Annotated in this window: 13 protein-coding genes; 3 read left to right on the forward strand and 10 right to left on the reverse strand. The window is 65.0% G+C overall.

Features of this window, described 5'->3' with window-relative positions; genetic code table 11:
• Positions 1–114: 114 nt before the first annotated feature.
• Positions 115–1,719 (forward strand): M23 family metallopeptidase, encoded by a 1,605-nt coding sequence (locus KF719_RS07755; protein ID WP_293508142.1) that lies wholly within the window; start codon positions 115–117, stop codon positions 1,717–1,719.
• A gap of 312 nt (positions 1,720–2,031) precedes the next feature.
• Here the strand turns inward: KF719_RS07755 and clpB are convergent, their stop codons facing one another.
• A complete protein-coding gene (clpB, locus tag KF719_RS07760) occupies positions 2,032–4,659 on the reverse strand; it encodes an ATP-dependent chaperone ClpB (RefSeq protein ID WP_293508143.1) in 2,628 nt (875 codons plus the stop codon).
• A 197-nt stretch (positions 4,660–4,856) separates the two neighbouring features.
• Between clpB and KF719_RS07765 the strand changes: the two genes are divergently transcribed.
• A complete protein-coding gene (locus tag KF719_RS07765) occupies positions 4,857–5,624 on the forward strand; it encodes an MOSC domain-containing protein (RefSeq protein ID WP_293508144.1) in 768 nt (255 codons plus the stop codon).
• A gap of 6 nt (positions 5,625–5,630) precedes the next feature.
• On the opposite strand, the gene KF719_RS07770 is transcribed toward KF719_RS07765, so the two are convergent.
• The 7 genes from KF719_RS07770 to KF719_RS07800 form a co-directional block, all read right to left on the reverse strand.
• Positions 5,631–6,362, reverse strand: coding sequence for a DUF4167 domain-containing protein (locus KF719_RS07770; protein WP_293508145.1), 732 nt, complete (start codon positions 6,360–6,362; stop codon positions 5,631–5,633).
• Between the two features lie 468 nt (positions 6,363–6,830).
• Complete coding sequence (gene prmC / locus KF719_RS07775) at positions 6,831–7,697, reverse strand: peptide chain release factor N(5)-glutamine methyltransferase (RefSeq protein WP_293508146.1); 867 nt, start codon at positions 7,695–7,697, stop codon at positions 6,831–6,833.
• On the reverse strand, positions 7,694–8,761 hold the full coding sequence (gene prfA, locus KF719_RS07780; protein WP_293508147.1) for a peptide chain release factor 1: 1,068 nt from the start codon (positions 8,759–8,761) through the stop codon (positions 7,694–7,696). Before prfA ends, prmC begins: the two co-directional genes overlap by 4 nt.
• Positions 8,762–8,820: 59 nt before the next feature.
• On the reverse strand, positions 8,821–9,969 hold the full coding sequence (gene ispG / locus KF719_RS07785) for a flavodoxin-dependent (E)-4-hydroxy-3-methylbut-2-enyl-diphosphate synthase (protein ID WP_293508148.1): 1,149 nt from the start codon (positions 9,967–9,969) through the stop codon (positions 8,821–8,823).
• Between the two features lie 122 nt (positions 9,970–10,091).
• Positions 10,092–11,261, reverse strand: coding sequence for a helix-turn-helix domain-containing protein (locus tag KF719_RS07790; protein WP_293508149.1), 1,170 nt, complete (start codon positions 11,259–11,261; stop codon positions 10,092–10,094).
• A gap of 238 nt (positions 11,262–11,499) precedes the next feature.
• Positions 11,500–13,770 carry a phosphoenolpyruvate--protein phosphotransferase gene (ptsP, locus tag KF719_RS07795; protein ID WP_293508150.1) on the reverse strand — a complete coding sequence of 757 codons (2,271 nt, stop codon included), beginning with the start codon at positions 13,768–13,770 and terminating at the stop codon, positions 11,500–11,502.
• Positions 13,771–13,828: 58 nt separating this feature from the next.
• The gene (locus KF719_RS07800) at positions 13,829–15,085 is read right to left on the reverse strand and encodes an aspartate kinase (protein ID WP_293508151.1); all 1,257 of its coding nucleotides are present in this window, start codon (positions 15,083–15,085) and stop codon (positions 13,829–13,831) included.
• Between the two features lie 225 nt (positions 15,086–15,310).
• Between KF719_RS07800 and ubiG the strand changes: the two genes are divergently transcribed.
• Positions 15,311–16,084 carry a bifunctional 2-polyprenyl-6-hydroxyphenol methylase/3-demethylubiquinol 3-O-methyltransferase UbiG gene (gene ubiG, locus KF719_RS07805; protein ID WP_293508152.1) on the forward strand — a complete coding sequence of 258 codons (774 nt, stop codon included), beginning with the start codon at positions 15,311–15,313 and terminating at the stop codon, positions 16,082–16,084.
• Here ubiG and KF719_RS07810 read toward each other — a convergent pair.
• Positions 16,081–16,518 (reverse strand): DUF1178 family protein, encoded by a 438-nt coding sequence (locus KF719_RS07810; protein WP_293508153.1) that lies wholly within the window; start codon positions 16,516–16,518, stop codon positions 16,081–16,083. The two genes, ubiG and KF719_RS07810, sit on opposite strands and share 4 nt — an antisense overlap.
• Positions 16,515–17,375: a carbon-nitrogen hydrolase family protein gene (locus tag KF719_RS07815; protein ID WP_293508154.1), complete on the reverse strand. Its 861-nt coding sequence runs from the start codon at positions 17,373–17,375 to the stop codon at positions 16,515–16,517. Before KF719_RS07815 ends, KF719_RS07810 begins: the two co-directional genes overlap by 4 nt.
• Positions 17,376–17,377 lie beyond the last annotated feature (2 nt).

Here is a 17,377-nt window from a genome sequence, read left to right on the forward strand (position 1 = left end):
TGGTTGGGCAGCCACCAGTTAAGCAAGTCAGCGAAGATCGAACCTTAGACATAGGCGCTAAGTATCGGGAATCGCACCGGGGGGACAGCAAGTTTGTACGACACGGGGACCCAGGTGACAGAAGACGAGAATTGCGGTGGCGCCGACACTCAGACGGCGCCCGCCACGCAACGCTTTTGGCACCGCACGCGTCGCAACGCACGGATTTCATTAAAGTTTTATGCCTCCGCCAGCCGTCTGGCGCTGGGTGAGTCGCGCTGGATAGCAGCCTCGGGCGCGCTCGGCGCGCTGTCGCTGGGCCTCGTTGGCATCGGCATGGCGACCTTGGTGACCCCTTATCAAGGGGTCGCGGTCGCCTCGCTGACGGCGGACCGGGCGCCACGCGTCGTTGCCCTCGACCTGACACCGAAGGACGTTGACGGCCCGCGCGCCGTCGTCGCCATTCAGCCCACGGACGAATTGTACACGGCCTCGCTCGCCGATCCGGGCCTGTTCACGGGCGAAATGGCAGAGGAAGCCGTAGCCGAAATTCACCCCGCCGAGCCGCGCGAAGTCGAAGTCACCGTTGCGCTCGCCAGCGGTGAAACGCTGATGGAAGTGCTGGCGAAAGCCGGCGCCGACCGCATCGACGCCTATCACGCGGTCGCCGCGTTGAGCGCCCATTACAGCCCGCGCAAACTGCGCGCCGGCCAGGAAATCTCGCTGAACTTCATGGAGATGCCGGAAGGCGCGGAGAGCGCGGAAGACAGCGCCATGCCGCCGAAATACCTGACCGCGCTTTCGCTCCAGCCCGACATCGAACGCGCCATCGAAGTCACGCGCGATGCCGACGGCAGCTTCAGCGGCCGCGAGACAATGCGCGAATTCAGCGAAGGCTTCGTGCGCGCCGCGGGCACCATCGACAACTCGCTTTTCCTCGACGGCGAACGCGCCGGCCTGCCGCCGCAGATCATCGTCGAGATGATCCGCATGTATTCCTACAGCGTCGACTTCCAGCGCGAAATCCAGCCGGGCGACAAGTTCGAAGTCTATTTCAGCCGCAAGTTCGACGAAAACAACGTTGCCGTAAAAGAAGGCGACGTGCTTTTCGCCTCGCTTTCGGTCGGCGGCAAGACGCACAAGCTCTGGCGTCACGATCCGGGCGACGGCGTCTGGGACTATTTCGACGAGAACGGCCAGAGCATGAAGAAGTTCCTGATGAAGACGCCCGTCGACGGCGCGCGTCTGTCGTCCGGCTTCGGCATGCGCAAGCATCCGATCCTCGGCTATTCGCGGCTTCACGCCGGCGTCGACTTCGCCGCGCCAACCGGCACACCGATCTATGCGGCCGGCGACGGCACCGTGACGCGCGCCAACCGCTTCGGCGGATATGGCAACTACGTTTCGATCCGTCACGCCAACGGCTACGAGACCGCTTACGCGCATCTCAACGGTTTCGCCCGCGGCATCCGCGCCGGAACGCGTGTGCGCCAGGGCCAGGTGATCGGCTATGTCGGCACGACGGGCGCCTCGACCGGCCCGCACCTTCATTACGAAGTGCATCTGAACGGCAAGAAGATGAATCCGCTGGCGCTGAAGGTACCGACCGGGCGCAAGCTCGAAGGCCCGCAACTTGCCGCCTTCAAGGCCGAACGCGAAATGCTCGCGAACCGCATGGCCGAAGCGCCGCTGGCGACCCGTGTCGCCCGCGCCGATGCAGAAACGAACAGCGCCAACTGACAGGCTTATATCCGTAGACGGATCGTTTTTCGCAAGCCCATTATCCCCGTTTTCCGGGGATAAACCGGCCCTCTGTCATCGATCTGTCAAAACCTGTCACGCACGGTTCCACGGCGCATTTATCCCCGCCCGGACCCCGTGAACAAGTCTCACTTATCCCCGTCAGCACCGAATTCTGCGACGATCCCGGAGCGATTCACGGTGACATTCAGAGGGACGTCAACGGAGACGATTTCGGAGACGCCGAAGGAGACGAAAACCGTACGCGTTTCGTCACCCTCGCCGCCTCCGCATTCTCCCTCAGCGCAAGCCTCAATGCACGATGCGCAAGCCCGGCTCGCCTTCGTCGCGCAAACTGCCGTCGCGGGCAACCTCGTGGCCGGCGATGATGAGGCCTTCGGCGCCGGCCGAGACTTTCACCGTTTCGCCATCGGCGACGCGGCCTTGCAGGATCAGTTCCGCGAGCGGATCCTGCACGTTGCGCTGGATGACGCGCTTCAGGGGCCGGGCGCCGTAGACCGGGTCGTAGCCAGCATCGGCGAGCCAGGTGCGCGCCGCCGGGTCGAGCTCGACCGCGATCTGCCGGCCGGCAAGCAGCGCCTGCAGGCGTTCGAGCTGGATGTCGACGATCGCGTCCATCTGTTCGCGCGTCAGGCGGTGGAAGAGCAGGATCTCGTCGAGCCGGTTGAGGAACTCGGGCCGGAAGCGCGAGCGCACGACATCCATCACCTGCTCGCGCACCTCCTCGACATCGCCGCCTTCGGCCAGATATTCGGCGCCGAGATTGGAGGTCATCACGATCATCACATTCTTGAAATCGACCGTGCGGCCCTGCCCGTCGGTGAGGCGCCCGTCATCGAGCACCTGCAACAACACGTTGAAGACGTCGGGATGCGCCTTTTCGATCTCGTCGAACAGCACGACCTGATAGGGCCGGCGGCGGATCGCTTCGGTCAGCGCACCGCCTTCCTCGTAGCCGACATAGCCGGGTGGCGCACCGATGAGCCGCGCCACCGAATGCTTCTCCATGTATTCCGACATATCGAGGCGGCAGATCGCCTGATCGTCGTCGAAAAGGAAGCCGGCAAGCGCTTTCGTGAGTTCGGTCTTGCCGACGCCGGTCGGCCCGAGGAACAGGAACGAGCCGATGGGCCGGTTCGGATCCTGCAACCCGGCGCGCGCCCGGCGCACCGCGCGCGAGACGGCCGAAACCGCCTCCTCCTGACCGATGACACGGGCCCGCAGCGCATCTTCCATGTGCAGGAGCTTTTCGCGCTCGCCTTCGAGCATCTTGTCGACGGGGATGCCGGTCCAGCGCGAAACGACCTGCGCGATATGCGCCTCCGTCACCGCTTCTTCCAGCATCGCGCCCTGCGCCTGTTTTTCGGTTTCGACGAGCTTCTTTTCAAGCTCGGGGATGACGCCATAGGCAAGCTCCGAGGCGCGCTCGAGCTTGCTGGCGCGCTGCGCCTGCGCCAGTTCGTTGCGCGCCGTTTCAAGCTCTTCCTTGATCTTCTGCGCGCTGGCGAGCTTCGACTTCTCGGCTTGCCATGAGGCTGCGAGGTCGGCCGACTTCTGTTCGAGGTCGGCAAGCTCGGTTTCGATCTTCTCGAGCCGGTCCTTCGACGCCTGGTCCTTTTCCTTTTTCAGCGCCTCGCGCTCGATCTTGAGCTGGATGACGCGGCGGTCGATCTCGTCGAGTTCTTCGGGTTTCGAATCGACCTGCATCCGCAGGCGCGACGACGCCTCGTCCATCAGGTCGATCGCCTTGTCGGGCAGGAAGCGGTCGGAAATGTAGCGGTCGGAAAGCGTCGCCGATGCGACGAGCGCCGCATCGGAAATGCGAACGCCGTGATGCAGTTCGTATTTTTCCTTCAGGCCGCGCAGGATCGAGATCGTGTCCTCGACATTGGGCTCATCCACGAAGATCGGCTGGAAGCGCCGCGCCAGCGCCGCGTCCTTCTCGACATATTTCCGGTATTCGTCGAGCGTCGTCGCGCCGACGCAGTGAAGGTCGCCGCGCGCCAGCGCCGGTTTCAACAGGTTCGAGGCATCCATCGCGCCGTCGGTCTTGCCGGCGCCGACAAGCTGGTGCATCTCGTCGATGAAAAGGATGATGCCGCCGTCCGACGCGCTGATCTCGCCGAGCACGGCCTTCAACCGCTCCTCGAATTCGCCGCGATATTTGGCGCCGGCGATCAGCGCACCGAGATCGAGCGCCATCAACTGCTTGCTCTTCAGACTTTCGGGCACGTCGCCATTGACGATGCGGAGCGCGAGACCCTCGGCAATCGCCGTCTTGCCGACGCCCGGCTCGCCGATCAGCACCGGATTGTTCTTGGTGCGGCGCGACAGCACCTGGATGGTGCGCCGGATTTCCTCGTCGCGGCCAATCACCGGGTCGAGCTTGCCGCCCCGCGCTTCGGCGGTGAGGTCGCGCGCATATTTCTTCAAGGCGTCATAGGCGTCTTCCGCGCTGGCGCTGTCGGCGGTGCGGCCCTTGCGCACGGCTTCGATGGCGCCGTTGAGCGCCTGCGCCGTGACGCCGGCGGTCTTGAGAATTTTTTCGGCTTCGGAACCGGGCGTCAGCGCGATCGCCAGCAAGAGGCGCTCGGCGGTGACGAAACTGTCGCCGGATTTCTTCGCAAGCTGCTCGGCCTGCTCGAAGAGACGCGCCGTCTCGGGCGCGAGATAGAGCTGGCCGGCGCCTGTGCCCTCGACCTTCGGCATTTTCGACAGCGCCGTCTCGACGCCGGTAAGCGCCTGATCGGGCCGTCCGCCTGCCGCGCGGATGAGACCGGCGGCGAGGCCTTCCTCGTCGTCGAGCAGAACTTTCAGCACATGTTCAGGCGTGAAACGCTGATGGCCCGAGCGCAGCGCAAGCCCCTGCGCGGACTGGATGAAGCCGCGGCTCCGGTCCGTGTATTTTTCGAGATCCATGTGTCTTCCCTTTCAAGCACGCGCGGGGATCGCCCGGGCGCCTTATCCGAATTCCGGACCGGCCCTTCAGAGGCGCCGGTCCTTGACGGATATTGGTGTTGCTTAACGGTCACACAAGAGGCAATCTCCTGCCAGTTTGTCGCAGAAACCTGCCGAATTCGTGAAGATCGGCAGCGAAACCGGAGCGCGGTGAGGCCATGGGAGAGCGTGCGACAATCGTGAACCTCTACCGCTACCCCGTCAAAGGCCTTTCGCCAGAGCCGCTCGACCGGGTGACCCTCGAAAAGGGCGAAACCTTCCCCTTCGACCGCGCTTTCGCCATCGAAAACGGCTCGGCCGATTTCGACCCCGCCGCCCCGAAGCACTTCCCGAAGATCAAGTTCCTGATGCTGATGCGGGACGAGCGGCTGGCCAAGCTGAAGACCCGCTTCGACGATGCGACGACGACGCTGCATGTGGCGCTGGAGGGCCGCGAGCGCCTGGCCGCCAACCTGACAACGGCGGAGGGCCGCGCGGCACTGGAAGGCTTCATGGCCGATTACATGAAGGACGAATTGCGGGGGGCCCCGCGGCTTGTCTTCGCGCCGGGCTTTTCGCATTCGGACGCGCCGGCAAAGCTCGTCTCGATCATCAACATGGCGAGTGTGCGGGCGCTGGAGGAAAAGATCGGCCGCAAGGTCGATCCGCTGCGCTTTCGCGGCAATGTCTATGTGGAGGGGCTCGAACCCTTCGAGGACCATGAATGGGTCGGCCGGCGCTTCCGGATGGGCAATGCGGGCTTCAAGGGCGTGCATCGCACGGTGCGTTGCGCGGCCACCAATGTCGATCCGGCGACGGGCGCCCGCGACATGGAAATTCCGGCCATGTTGATGCGCGAGCGGGGCGACGCCGATCTCGGCCTCTATGCCCATGTGAGTTCGCCGGGCTCGATAAAGCCCGGCGACACACTCGTTCTCGAAGATTAGGCGGCCTTAGTCGCCGGGTGCGACTTCCGGCGCCGGCGCGGAAGGCGCTTCGGCGCGGGGCGCGTCGCCGCCAGCCTCGCCACCCTCATGGCCACCTTCGGCACGGCGCTGCTCGCCACCGCCCTGGTTCATTTGGCCCTCGCCGCGCGGACGGCGCCGGCGGCCCTGACGGCGGCGCGGCTGGCCCTCGCCCTCGCCGCCCTGCTGATGCACGGCCTGCTGGTCGGGCTGACGGTCGTCATCCTCGCCATCGTCGCCGCCATCGTCCTGCCGGTGCTGGCCGCCATTCACCTGACCGCCTTGTCCACCGTTCGGGCCCGCATTCTGGCCGCCGCCCTGCCCGTTGCCGTTCTGCTGGTGCCAAGGCTGGCCCGGATGACGCGGCTGAGGCTGGTTGTCGGCCGTGAAATCCGTCTCTTCCTCTTCGTCTTCCGGCGGACGATAGGCGAGATTGCTCTGCGGCCGGGCCTGACCTTCCTGACCGGTCTGGGCGGCCATCAGAAGCCGGTAATAATGCTCCGCGTGCTGAAAGTAGTTTTCCGCCATCACCCGGTCGCCGGCCGAAATCGCGTCGCGAGCGAGCTGCTGGTACTTTTCGCAGACATGCGTGGCGGTGCCGCGGATTTTGACGTCCGGCCCGTTGCTGTCGTAAGCCCGGTTGGCCGAGTGCTGCGGTCTGCCATTATTGCGCCCGCCACGTCCGCGCGAGCGCTTGGGATTGTTTTGCCCTTGCCTCATATGCTCTTGTTTCTCGCTAACTGTTTACGCCGGAATCCCGTTCGAAACTTCTGGTCAAAGCCTTTTGGCCAAAGCCCCTTGCCGCCGCCGGCGCCCTGACGATCCGTTTCCGGACTGTCGCCGCGCGAGCGGACTTCCCCAGCACACACAAGATGCTCAGCCTAAGCGGCATGAGCCCATTCGGATGCTAAGAAGTTCTGGCCCGGTATCCGCGCCCAGCCCCTGGGACATCGATGGATACTTGCGGGCACATGTCTTGTCCGGGCCGCCTCAAGCGCCTTCGAACCCGGCCCGGCAACGGCTCTCCCGTGCTGGACGACATCCCTCTTCTCGGAAGACAGTCTTCATGTCGGAGGAGGGGTTCGAGGAGCGAGGCGTTTTTCCACCCGGCTCGTTTTCCCTGCATGAAACCTAGCCTCTGGGCGGCCGGATTCCAAACGATTTTTTTCCGCCGAAACGGGGAAAAATTCAGCCTTCGCGCCGGTTTTGAGGCGCGAGCCCTGCGACAAGGGCACGCGGCACACCGCCCAGGTCGGAAACAACATGGACGACGCAAAGCCCCGCCGCCTCGAAAAGCGCCGTAACCGCATCCGCCTGGCCGAACCCGAGCTCGACAACCGCATGCCCGTGCGGCGCGAGAACCGGCGGCAGCGCGCGCGCCAGCGCCCGGTAGGCGTCGAGGCCGTCGGCGCCGCCATCGAGCGCAAGACGCGGATCGTGGTCGCGCACGCCGGCATCGAGCGCCGCGATCTCGGTGCTGACGATATAGGGCGGATTGGACAATACGAGATCGAAGACGCCGTCGATGCCCGCCGTCCAGTCGGCCATGACGAAACCGGCCCGTGCCGCAAGACCGAGCGCGGCGGCATTGGCGCGCGCGACATCGAGCGCCGCACCGGAAATATCGACGCCGAGCCCCTGCGCATCCGGCCGTTCGGAAAGGACCGCCAGCAACAGGCAGCCGGTGCCGGTGCCGAGATCGAGGATGCGGGGGCCCGCGACGCCGCGCAAAAGATCGAGCGCGGCGGCGACCAGCGTTTCGCTGTCGGCGCGCGGATCGAGCACGGCCGGCGTCACCGCGAAGTCGAGACCCCAGAATTCGCGGCGGCCGAGAATGCGCGACACCGGTTCGCCCGCGAGACGGCGCTTCTCATAACCGGCAAGCCGCGCCTCTTCCTCAGGCGAGATGAAGGCGCCGGGCTCGCGGATCATCTCGATCTCGCTCGCCCCGGTCGCGCCGCGCACCATGAGCCGCGCATCGAGCTCGGGCGCCGGAAGGCCGGCCTGTTTCAGCCGCCAGCCCAGCATCCGCGCCGCATGATCGCGCGTGTTCACGCCTCGTCACCGAGCGCCGCCAGACGCGCCGCCTGATCCTCGGCGACCAGCGCATCGATCAACTCGCCCAGCGCCTCGCCGGCGATGATCTGGTCGAGCTTGTGCAGCGTCAAGTTGATGCGGTGATCGGTAACGCGGCTTTGCGGAAAATTGTAGGTGCGGATGCGTTCCGAACGGTCGCCCGATCCGACCTGGCCCTTGCGCTCGGCCGAACGCGCACGGTCGATGCGTTCGCGCTCCGCGTCGTAGAGTTTGGCGCGCATCAGCTGCATCGCCCGCGCCTTGTTCTTGTGTTGCGACTTCTCGTCCTGCTGCGAGACGACGATGCCGGTCGGGATATGCGTGATGCGCACCGCGCTTTCGGTCTTGTTGACATGCTGGCCGCCGGCGCCGGACGCGCGAAAAACGTCGATGCGCAAATCCTTTTCGTCGATCTCGACATCGACTTCTTCCGGTTCCGGCAGCACCGCGACGGTTGCCGCCGAGGTGTGGATGCGCCCGCCGCCTTCCGTCACCGGCACGCGCTGCACGCGATGAACGCCGGACTCGAATTTCAGCTTGGCATAGACGCCGCGCCCCGAAATGCCGGCGATGATTTCCTTGTAACCACCCATTTCGCCTTCCGACGCCGAGATCAATTCGACCGACCAGCCCTGACTTGCCGCATAGCGCTCATACATGCGGAAGAGATCGCCGGCGAAAAGCGCCGCCTCGTCGCCGCCGGTGCCGGCCCTGACTTCGAGAATGACGTTGCGCTCGTCCGCCGCATCCTTCGGCAGCAGCATCAGCTGCAATTCGTGTTCGAGCCGCGGCAATTCCTCGTTGAGACGGTCGATTTCCTCGCGCGCCATCTCGGCCATGTCGCGAACGCGCAAAAGCGCCTCGGCATCCTCGTATTCGCGCTGTGCGGCATTGAGCTTGCCGATGGCGGCGGCGATCGGCGCAAGCTCCGAAAACTCCCGCGACAACGCGACGAAGCGGTCGCGCGGCACTTCGGAATTCATTTCGGACTGCACCGCCTCGAAGCGGGCGATGACGCTCTGGAGTTTCTCTTCGGGAATCATGGCGAATTTCGAACCTGGCGAATGGAAAGGCGGGCGGCGGAAAGAAAAATCCGGCCTCGCTAATCGCCCGCCAGCGCGCGCGGTTCCGCCGCCTTTTCCGCCGCTTCACGCGCGGCGTCGATTTCCTTCGCCTTGGCTTCGACGAGCTCGACGAGATGTTCGACGATCTCGTCATTCCTGATCTTGTGATCGGTGAGGCCGGCGAGATAGACCATGCCCGAGCCCGCGCCGCCGCCGGTGAACCCGATATCGGTCTGTTCGGCTTCGCCCGGACCGTTGACCACACAGCCGATCACCGACAGCGTCATCGGCGTCGCGATATGGGCGAGGCGTTCTTCGAGCACACGCACCGTGCCGATGACGTCGAAGCCCTGTCGCGCGCAGGAGGGACAGGAAATAATGGTGACGCCGCGATGGCGAAGCCCGAGCGACTTCAGGATGTCGAAGCCGACTTTCACTTCTTCCACCGGATCGGCCGACAGCGAAACGCGGATCGTGTCGCCGATGCCGCCCCAGAGCAGCATGCCGAGACCGACCGACGATTTGACCGTGCCGGTCATCAACCCGCCTGCTTCGGTGACACCGATATGGAGCGGGCAATCGATGGCGTCGGCGAGCTGCTGATAGGCGGCGACGGTGAGGAACGGGTCGGAGGCCTTGACGCTGATCTTGAATTCGTGGAAATCGTGGTCCTGCAGGATGCGTGCATGATCGAGCGCGCTCTCGACCATCGCCGCCGGGCAAGGCTCGCCGTATTTTTCCAGCAGGTCGCGTTCGAGCGAACCGGCATTGACGCCGATGCGCATCGAGCAGCCGTGATCCTTGGCCGCCTGAATCACTTCGCGGACCCGCGCTTCGGAACCGATATTGCCGGGATTGATGCGCAGGCAGGCGGCGCCCGCCTTCGCCGCCTCGATGGCGCGGCGATAGTGAAAATGGATATCGGCAACGATCGGGATTTTGGCGGCGCGGACGATCTCGCCGAGCGCCGCGGTCGAGGCTTCGTCGGGACAGGAGACGCGCACGATGTCGCAGCCCGCTTCCTCGATGCGGCGGATCTGCTCGATCGTCGCCTTCGCATCCGAGGTCAGCGTGTTGGTCATGGTCTGGACGGAAATCGGCGCATCGCCGCCGACCGGCACCGATCCCACATGGATCTGCCGGCTGGGGCGGCGCGCAATGTCGCGCCAGGGTCTGATGCTGCTCATAGGCTCAAAATCCGTCCGTTCGCTGGACGCCATGCCGAAAACCTGCAAGGCGCCGCGCATGACGCCGCCTTGCTTGTCTTCATATCAGAATATCAGAATTGCGGCGTTTCCGTGAAAGCCGTCTATTCGACCGCCGTATCGCCGGTCGCGGTGTCCGCGACCGCCGGTTTCGGCATCGCCGCCAGCAGATCGGCCGCGTAAAGCGACTTGCCGGTCAGCACCAGCGTCGCCGGACCGGCAAGGCCAAGCGACTGGCCGTCGACCATCAGCTCGAAGGCGCTGGCGTCGCGCGCCACCAGAATGACACCGGGCTGGCTCGGCGCGCGGTAGCTGTCGCCGGCCTGCATGACCCGTTCGATCAGCACCTTGCCGGCCACGTCCTCGACGCGAATCCAGGCGCCGTTGCGCCGCGCGCGCACGACGACGCGTCCATCGACATTTTCCGCGCCGTAAGGCGTGCCGTCCGGCAGGGGCGGCAAATCGGTCGAGACTTCTTCGGAGAGCGCGGCAAGCACCATTTCCTCGGCCGCCACTTCCGCCGCCGCTTCCTCGGCTTCCGCCTCGCTGACCGGCGCCGGTTCGTAGACGCTTTGCGGCGCGAGCACGGCATCGGCCGAAGGCGCCGGAGCGACGCCCGAAATGCGAACGGCAGGCACGTCGCCGGCAGCCGGCGTCGACGCCGAAGCGCTGTCGCCGCGCGACGAAGAAGAAACGGCACCGGAAGAGATGGCCGCTGCAACGGCTTCGGCCGGCGGCTCAAGCGTCGCGGGCCCGCGCGCCGCCATCATTTCATCGGTCGATTTCGAAAGCAGCCAACCGCCATAGGCACCGGCCGCCACAACGAGAAGCACAATCAGGAACGTGCCCTTCGGCAAGCGGCGCTCTTCTTCGCCGGCTTCCGGAAAATTCAGATCGGCGGCCGCCGCTTCCTCGTTGTCGATCTCGGCCTTGTAGCGCTCGACGACATGGCGGCTGTCGAGACCGAGATACTCCGCATAGGAACGAACGAAGCCGATCGCATAGGCGCGCGCCGGGAGATCGGCGTGACGGCCTTCCTCGATCGCCTCAAGCTGGCTGCGGCTGATGCGAAGGCATTGCGCGATCGAGCGCAAATCCTCACCCCGGCGCAACCGGGCGTTGCGCAGCTCGGCGCCGACCGTGTCGGCCGCCTCCGGCAATTCATTGGTGATGTCGCGCAGGTGCAACCTGCGCCGTGCGTCCGACCGGTCTTCGGTGGGCAGCATCGTGACCTTGTTCATCTGTGTGGGCTCTTCTTCCCCGAGCTGAGCCATTCCGAACCGCTATTCTTTCGACAGTGGGCAATACGACGGTCGTCGGCGCTTCAAAACGATACACAACCGGCCCCCGAGCCGGCCCGACAACATCCCACCCAATGCGTCTGATTGCGTAGAATAGAACAAAACTGTTGACAAACTGCAACCATGGATTGACCCAACCCCCTTTCCGGCCTTCGATTTTCGAGTTTCCGGTCCAGTTCGGACAGGCCGGGACGCCGTCAGGCCGGGACGCTCAGACGGTCACGCCATGCGCCTCGGCAAAGCCGGCAAGGCGCTCCCGGAGGGAGCGGTCAGGCAGGTCGAGAAGCCCGTCCATGAAGGCCTCGAGCTTGCCGGTATCGAGCGAGCGAACCATCATCTTGACGGGGCCGACGGCCGCCGGAGACATCGAAATACGGCGGAAACCAAGGCCCAGCAGGGCCATCGCCTCGAGCGGCTTGCCCGACATCTCACCGCACAGCGTCAGCGGCGTCTCGTGCCGGCTACATTTGACGACGATGTGCTTCAGGAAGCTCAAGACAGCCGGGCTGAGGAAATCGTAGCGGCCGGCGACGCGCGCATTGCCCCGGTCGGAGGCAAACAGGAACTGCAGCAGGTCGTTCGAACCGACCGACACGAAGTCGACCAGCGGCAGCAGCGTGTCGAGCTGCCAGGCGAGCGAGGGCACCTCGAGCATGGTGCCGATTTCGAGATGCGCGGGCTTTTCCTTGCCGAACTGGTCGAGCCGGGCGAGCTCCTTGTCGACAAGCGCCCGGGCGCGCTGGAACTCGGCCACCTCGGCAACCATCGGAAACATGACCCGGAGCGAGCGCCCGGCCGCCGCCGTCAGCAGCGCCCTGATCTGATGGCGCAGCAATCCCGGCCGGTCGAGGCTGATACGGATGGCGCGCCAGCCAAGCGCCGGGTTTTCTTCCTTCAACGCCGCGAAATTCATGTAAGGCAGCATCTTGTCGCCACCGATGTCGAGCGTGCGAAAGACAACCGGGCTGTCGCCGGCCACATCGAGCACGGCGCTGTAAAGTTCGATCTGGTCGCGCAGCGACGGCAGCGTCGAGGCGATCATGAACTGAAGCTCGGTGCGGAACAGGCCGATCCCCTCCGCGCCCGATTCTTCCAGATGCGGCAGATCGACCTGCAACCCCGCATTGACGTAGAGCGACACGCGCTGGCCGTCGCAGGTGATCGCCGGCTCGTCGCGGATCGCCTTGTACTGTTCCTGCTTGCGCGCGCGGAAGCGCGCCTTTTCCGAATAGGAGGCGATCACCTCCTGCGAGGGCCGCAGATAGACCTCGCCCGTATCGCCATCGACGATGATCGCATCGCCCGGCTCGACATGATCGAGAATGTCCTTGGCGCGGCCGACCGTGGCGATGCCGAAAGCGCGCGCGACGATGGACACATGCGCATTGGCGGCGCCCTCCTCGAGCACGAGGCCGCGAAGCCGCGTCTTGTCGTAGTCGAGGAGTTCGGCCGGACCCATGTTGCGCGCGATGACAATGGCATCGTTGGGCAGGTTGGCCGAGAGCGAGGCAAGCGTGACGCCGGTGAGCTGGCGCAACAGCCGGTTCGCCAGATCGTCGAAATCGTGCAGCCGGTCGCGGATATAAGGATCGGCCGCGCGCTGCAGCCGCGCCCGCGTGTCGTTCTGTACGCGCTCGACAGCGGCCTCCGCCGTGAGACCGGTGCGAACCGCTTCGAGCATCCGCTTCAGCCAGCCCCGGTCGTTGGCGAACATGCGGTAGGCCTGCAGCACTTCGCGATGTTCGCCCGCATGGCTGAGATCGGCCGTCTCCAGCATGTCGTCGATCGAACCCCTGAGCGCATAGACCGACTGTTCGAGGCGCTTCAGTTCGACCTCGGTATCCTCGGCAATCAGCTTGGTGACGTGAACGCGCGGTTCGTGCAGCACCGCATGACCGAGCGCGATGCCTTCGCAAAAGGCCGTCGCCTGGATGTAGTGCGGCACCTGCCGCGCAAGATCCGGCGTCGCATAGGCTTGCGGGTCGACAAGCTCGGCCGCCGCCACGACTTCCGCGAGCACCATCGCAACCGTCTGCAGCGCCTCGACTTCCTCTTCGGTGTAGTGCCGCTTGGTGCGGTTCTGCACGGCAAGCACGCCGACGACCTTGCCGCTCCGGAGGATCGGCACGCCCATCAGCGACTTGTAGATTTCTTCGCCCGTTTCCGGCCGGTAGGCAAAGCCCGGATGCGACTGCGCATCGGCGAGATTGAGCGGCCGCGCATGCTCGGCGATGTCGCCGACAAGGCCTTCGCCGATTTTCAGCCGCGTGTTGTGAACGGCGGTGGGCTTCAGACCTTCGGTCGCCGACAGTTCGAGCTCGCTCTGCCGGTTGACCAGATAGACCGAGCACACTTCGGCGACCATGTTGGACGCGATCAGCACGACGATCTTGTCGAGCCGCTTCTGCGCGCTTTCGGGCTCCGCCATGACTTCGCGCAGCCGGCGGAGCAGTATGCGCGGACCGCCGACCGAGCCCGGCATCAATCCGGGTCCCGTTCGCTGCGGATATGGCGGAAGAGCGTCAACGGCCTTGCCTCCGTTATCCGGCGTCGAGTTCGTAGGCCGTGTGCAGGGCGCGCACGGCAAGCTCGGTATATTCCGACGAGATCAGCACGCTGACCTTGATCTCCGACGTGGTGATCGCGAGGATGTTGATCCCCTTTTCGGCCAGCGTCTGGAACATCGTCTTGGCGACGCCGGCATGGCTGCGCATGCCGATGCCGATGATCGACACCTTGACGACATTGATGTCGGTCTTGACTTCCTTGCAGCCGATGCCGGCCTGCAGCTTGCGGATCACATCCTCGGCACGCGTCAGCTCGGCCTGCGGCACCGTGAAGGTGATGTCGGTGCTCTTGCCGTCATCCGAAACGTTCTGGATGATCATGTCGACATTGATCGCCGCGTCGGCGAGCGGTCCGAACACGCCTGCGGCGACGCCCGGCTTGTCCTCGACCTTGACGAGCGTCACCTTGGCTTCGTCTTTCGAATAGGCGATGCCGCTTACGACCTGCTGTTCCAAGATTTCATCCTCGTCGCAAACTAGAGTTCCCGGTCCGCTGGCCTCGGGCCCATTGCCTTGCGGTGCATCGGGCGCATCGAAGCTCGAGCGGACCTGAAGGCGCACGCGATGGACCATGGCGAGTTCGACGGAGCGGGTCTGGAGGACCTTGGCGCCGAGCGACGCCATCTCCAGCATTTCCTCGTAGCTGATCTTATCAAGCTTTCGGGCCTTCGCAACGATGCGGGGGTCCGTCGTATAAACACCATCGACATCGGTGTAGATGTCGCAACGGTCGGCGCCGATGGCAGCCGCAATGGCGACCGCGCTGGTGTCGGAACCGCCGCGGCCGAGCGTCGTGATTCTGTTATCGGGCGCGAGCCCCTGAAATCCGGCGACAACCGCGACTTCTCCGCGCGCAAGGCGCTCGATCAGCATCGTGCCGTCGATTTCCTGGATGCGCGCCGCGCCATGCGCATTGTTGGTGCGTATCGGGATCTGCCAGCCGAGCCATGAGCGCGCCGAAACGCCGATGCGCTGCAGCTCGATCGCCAGCAATCCGACCGTCACCTGTTCGCCGGTTGCAACGATGGCGTCATATTCGCGCGCGTCATGCAGCGGCGCCGTCTCGCGCGCCCACGAAACGAGTTGATTGGTCGTGCCCGCCATTGCCGAGACGACGACGGCGACCTCGTGGCCGGCATCGGTCTCGCGCTTGACGTGCTGCGCGACATTCCGGATGCGTTCGATGTCCGCAACCGACGTGCCGCCGAATTTCATGACCAGTCTGGCCATTTTCGCTTCCATAATTCCGCGCCGCCGAAGCCGGTCCGGCGGCTTGCATTGTTCGCCGGCCCCAAGGGTCCACTGGACCGATCCGGCCGGAACGCCCTATATCATATCGAGATGAGAGGCTTGGCCCCGCGCCCGCCGGGCGCGGCCATACATACAAGCCCCGCTTGAAGCCCGCAACCGGCGGAAACGCACCGAAAGCAGCCGAAACGCAAGGGAACGACCCCGATGAGCAGGCCAGCCGGAAACGAAGCCCCGAGGGAGGCGCCGAGCAGCGTCGATCCGGCGGAGATCGCCCGTTTTTCGGCCATGGCCGCCGAATGGTGGGACCCGGCGGGCAAGTTCCGCCCGCTGCACAAGTTCAACCCGGTGCGCCTTTCCTATATCCGCGACCATGTGACCGCCCGTTTCGGGCTCGACGGGCGGGCGATGCGGCCTTTCGAGGGCCTGCGTTTTCTCGACATCGGCTGCGGCGGGGGTCTCCTCTCCGAACCGATGGCGCGGCTCGGCGCCGAGGTGGTTGCCGCCGACGCTTCCGAAAAGAACATCAAGACGGCGTCCGTCCACGCCGCCGAGCAAGGCCTCGCCATCGACTATCGCTGCACGACCGCGGAGGCGCTTGCCGCCGCCGGCGAGACATTCGATGTCGTTCTCAACATGGAAGTGATCGAGCATGTGGCCGACCGCGACATGTTCCTGAAGGATTGCGCCCGGATGGTGAAGCCCGGCGGGCTGATGTTCGTGGCGACGCTCAACCGCACGCTGAAGGCGCATGCACTGGCCATTGTCGGCGCCGAATATGTGCTCGGCTGGCTGCCGCGCGGGACGCATGACTGGAAGAAGTTCGTCACCGTCGAGGAAATGGAGCACGGGCTCGCCGCCGCCGGGCTCGAGGTGATGGAAATCTCGGGCGTTTCCTACAATCCGCTTTTCGGCAGCTGGTCGCTGTCGCGCGACACCGACGTCAATTACATGGCGCTGGCGGGAAAGAAGACGCGCTAGTTGGCGCGCACCGGCGGCACGATCGGCAGCGGCGCAACTTCGACGCCTTCGTCGATCAGATCGCGCGCTTCGTCGAGCGTCGCTTCGCCGTAGATCTCGCGCCGATCCGCTTCGCCGTAATGGATGCGGCGCGCTTCCTCGGCAAACTTGTCGCCGACATAGTCGCAATTTTCCTCGACGTGCTTCCTGAGCGCCAGCATCATCATGTTGAGCTTTTGCGCGGGCTCCGGCGAGACCGGAATTTCGTTGCTCTTCGCACCCTTCTTCGTGCCCCGTCCAAGCCCCGGCGCCATCAACGCCTTGCGCACCTCGGCGCTGCCGCAAACCGGACAGCTGACTTCGCCGGAAGCGGCCTGCGCCTCGAACCCGGCGGAGGATGGAAACCAGCCGTCGAACTCATGCTCCTGCGCGCAAAGAAGGGCGTAGCGGATCATGATGCCCGCCTTTCGGCCTTGACGACCGGCAGCGCGAAATCGCGGTCGTGACCGAGGCTCGGGACGCGGCCCCGCGCTTCGGCGATCCGCGCGGTATCGATTTCGGCGAGCACGACGCAAGGCGCGTCATGCGCGGCCTCGGCGACGATCTCGCCCCAGGGCGCAATGACGAGGCTGTGGCCGAAAGTCTCGCGGCCGCATTCATGTTTGCCGCCTTGCGCGGGCGCAAACACATAGCAGCCGGTCTCGATGGCGCGCGCCTTCAGCAACGTATGCCAATGGGCCTCGCCGGTCTGCCGCGTGAAAGCGGCGGGCACGGTCAGGAAACCGGCGCCTGCCTGCGCCAGCGCCCGGTAGAGCTGCGGGAAACGCAGATCGTAACAGACCGTCATGCCGAGACGGCCCCAGGGAAGATCGGCAATGACGGCCGCGCGGCCCGGCTCGAAATTCTTGCTCTCGCGGTAGCTCTCGCCGCCTTCGAGATCGACGTCGAACATATGGATCTTGTCGTAGCGCGCCGCGACGCCGCCATCCGGCGCGATCAGGAACGAGCGGTTGGCGAGCTTCTGTGGCGAGATTTTCACCGGCAGCGAACCGATCAGCAGCCAGATTTTCTTCGCCGCCGCCAGCGCGCGAAGCGCCGCAAGCGCCGGATCATCTTTTTCCTCGAACGTATTGGCGAACAGTCTTTCGCTTTTCGTTTCGAGCAGCGAGGTCATTTCCGGCGTCATCACGAAGTCGGCGCCTTGCGCCGCCGCTTCCGACACCAGCCCCGACACATCGGCGATATTGACAGCGACGTCGCGCCCGGCGCGCATCTGCACGAGGGCGGCGGTGAATGTCCGGGCGGTATCCATTA

Origin of the sequence: Parvibaculum sp., assembly GCF_019635935.1 — a bacterium.
GTDB lineage: Bacteria > Pseudomonadota > Alphaproteobacteria > Parvibaculales > Parvibaculaceae > Parvibaculum.

Bases quoted from the DNA above. Each gene is read 5' to 3' on its own strand.
- clpB (WP_293508143.1), bottom strand. From the start codon at position 4,659: ATGGATCTCGAAAAATACACGGACCGGAGCCGCGGCTTCATCCAGTCC.
- KF719_RS07765 (WP_293508144.1), top strand. From the start codon at position 4,857: ATGGGAGAGCGTGCGACAATCGTGAACCTCTACCGCTACCCCGTCAAA.
- KF719_RS07770 (WP_293508145.1), bottom strand. From the start codon at position 6,362: ATGAGGCAAGGGCAAAACAATCCCAAGCGCTCGCGCGGACGTGGCGGG.
- prfA (WP_293508147.1), bottom strand. From the start codon at position 8,761: ATGATTCCCGAAGAGAAACTCCAGAGCGTCATCGCCCGCTTCGAGGCG.
- ispG (WP_293508148.1), bottom strand. From the start codon at position 9,969: ATGAGCAGCATCAGACCCTGGCGCGACATTGCGCGCCGCCCCAGCCGG.
- KF719_RS07790 (WP_293508149.1), bottom strand. From the start codon at position 11,261: ATGGCTCAGCTCGGGGAAGAAGAGCCCACACAGATGAACAAGGTCACG.
- ptsP (WP_293508150.1), bottom strand. From the start codon at position 13,770: ATGCCGGGCTCGGTCGGCGGTCCGCGCATACTGCTCCGCCGGCTGCGC.
- KF719_RS07800 (WP_293508151.1), bottom strand. From the start codon at position 15,085: ATGGCCAGACTGGTCATGAAATTCGGCGGCACGTCGGTTGCGGACATC.
- ubiG (WP_293508152.1), top strand. From the start codon at position 15,311: ATGAGCAGGCCAGCCGGAAACGAAGCCCCGAGGGAGGCGCCGAGCAGC.
- KF719_RS07810 (WP_293508153.1), bottom strand. From the start codon at position 16,518: ATGATCCGCTACGCCCTTCTTTGCGCGCAGGAGCATGAGTTCGACGGC.
- KF719_RS07815 (WP_293508154.1), bottom strand. From the start codon at position 17,375: ATGGATACCGCCCGGACATTCACCGCCGCCCTCGTGCAGATGCGCGCC.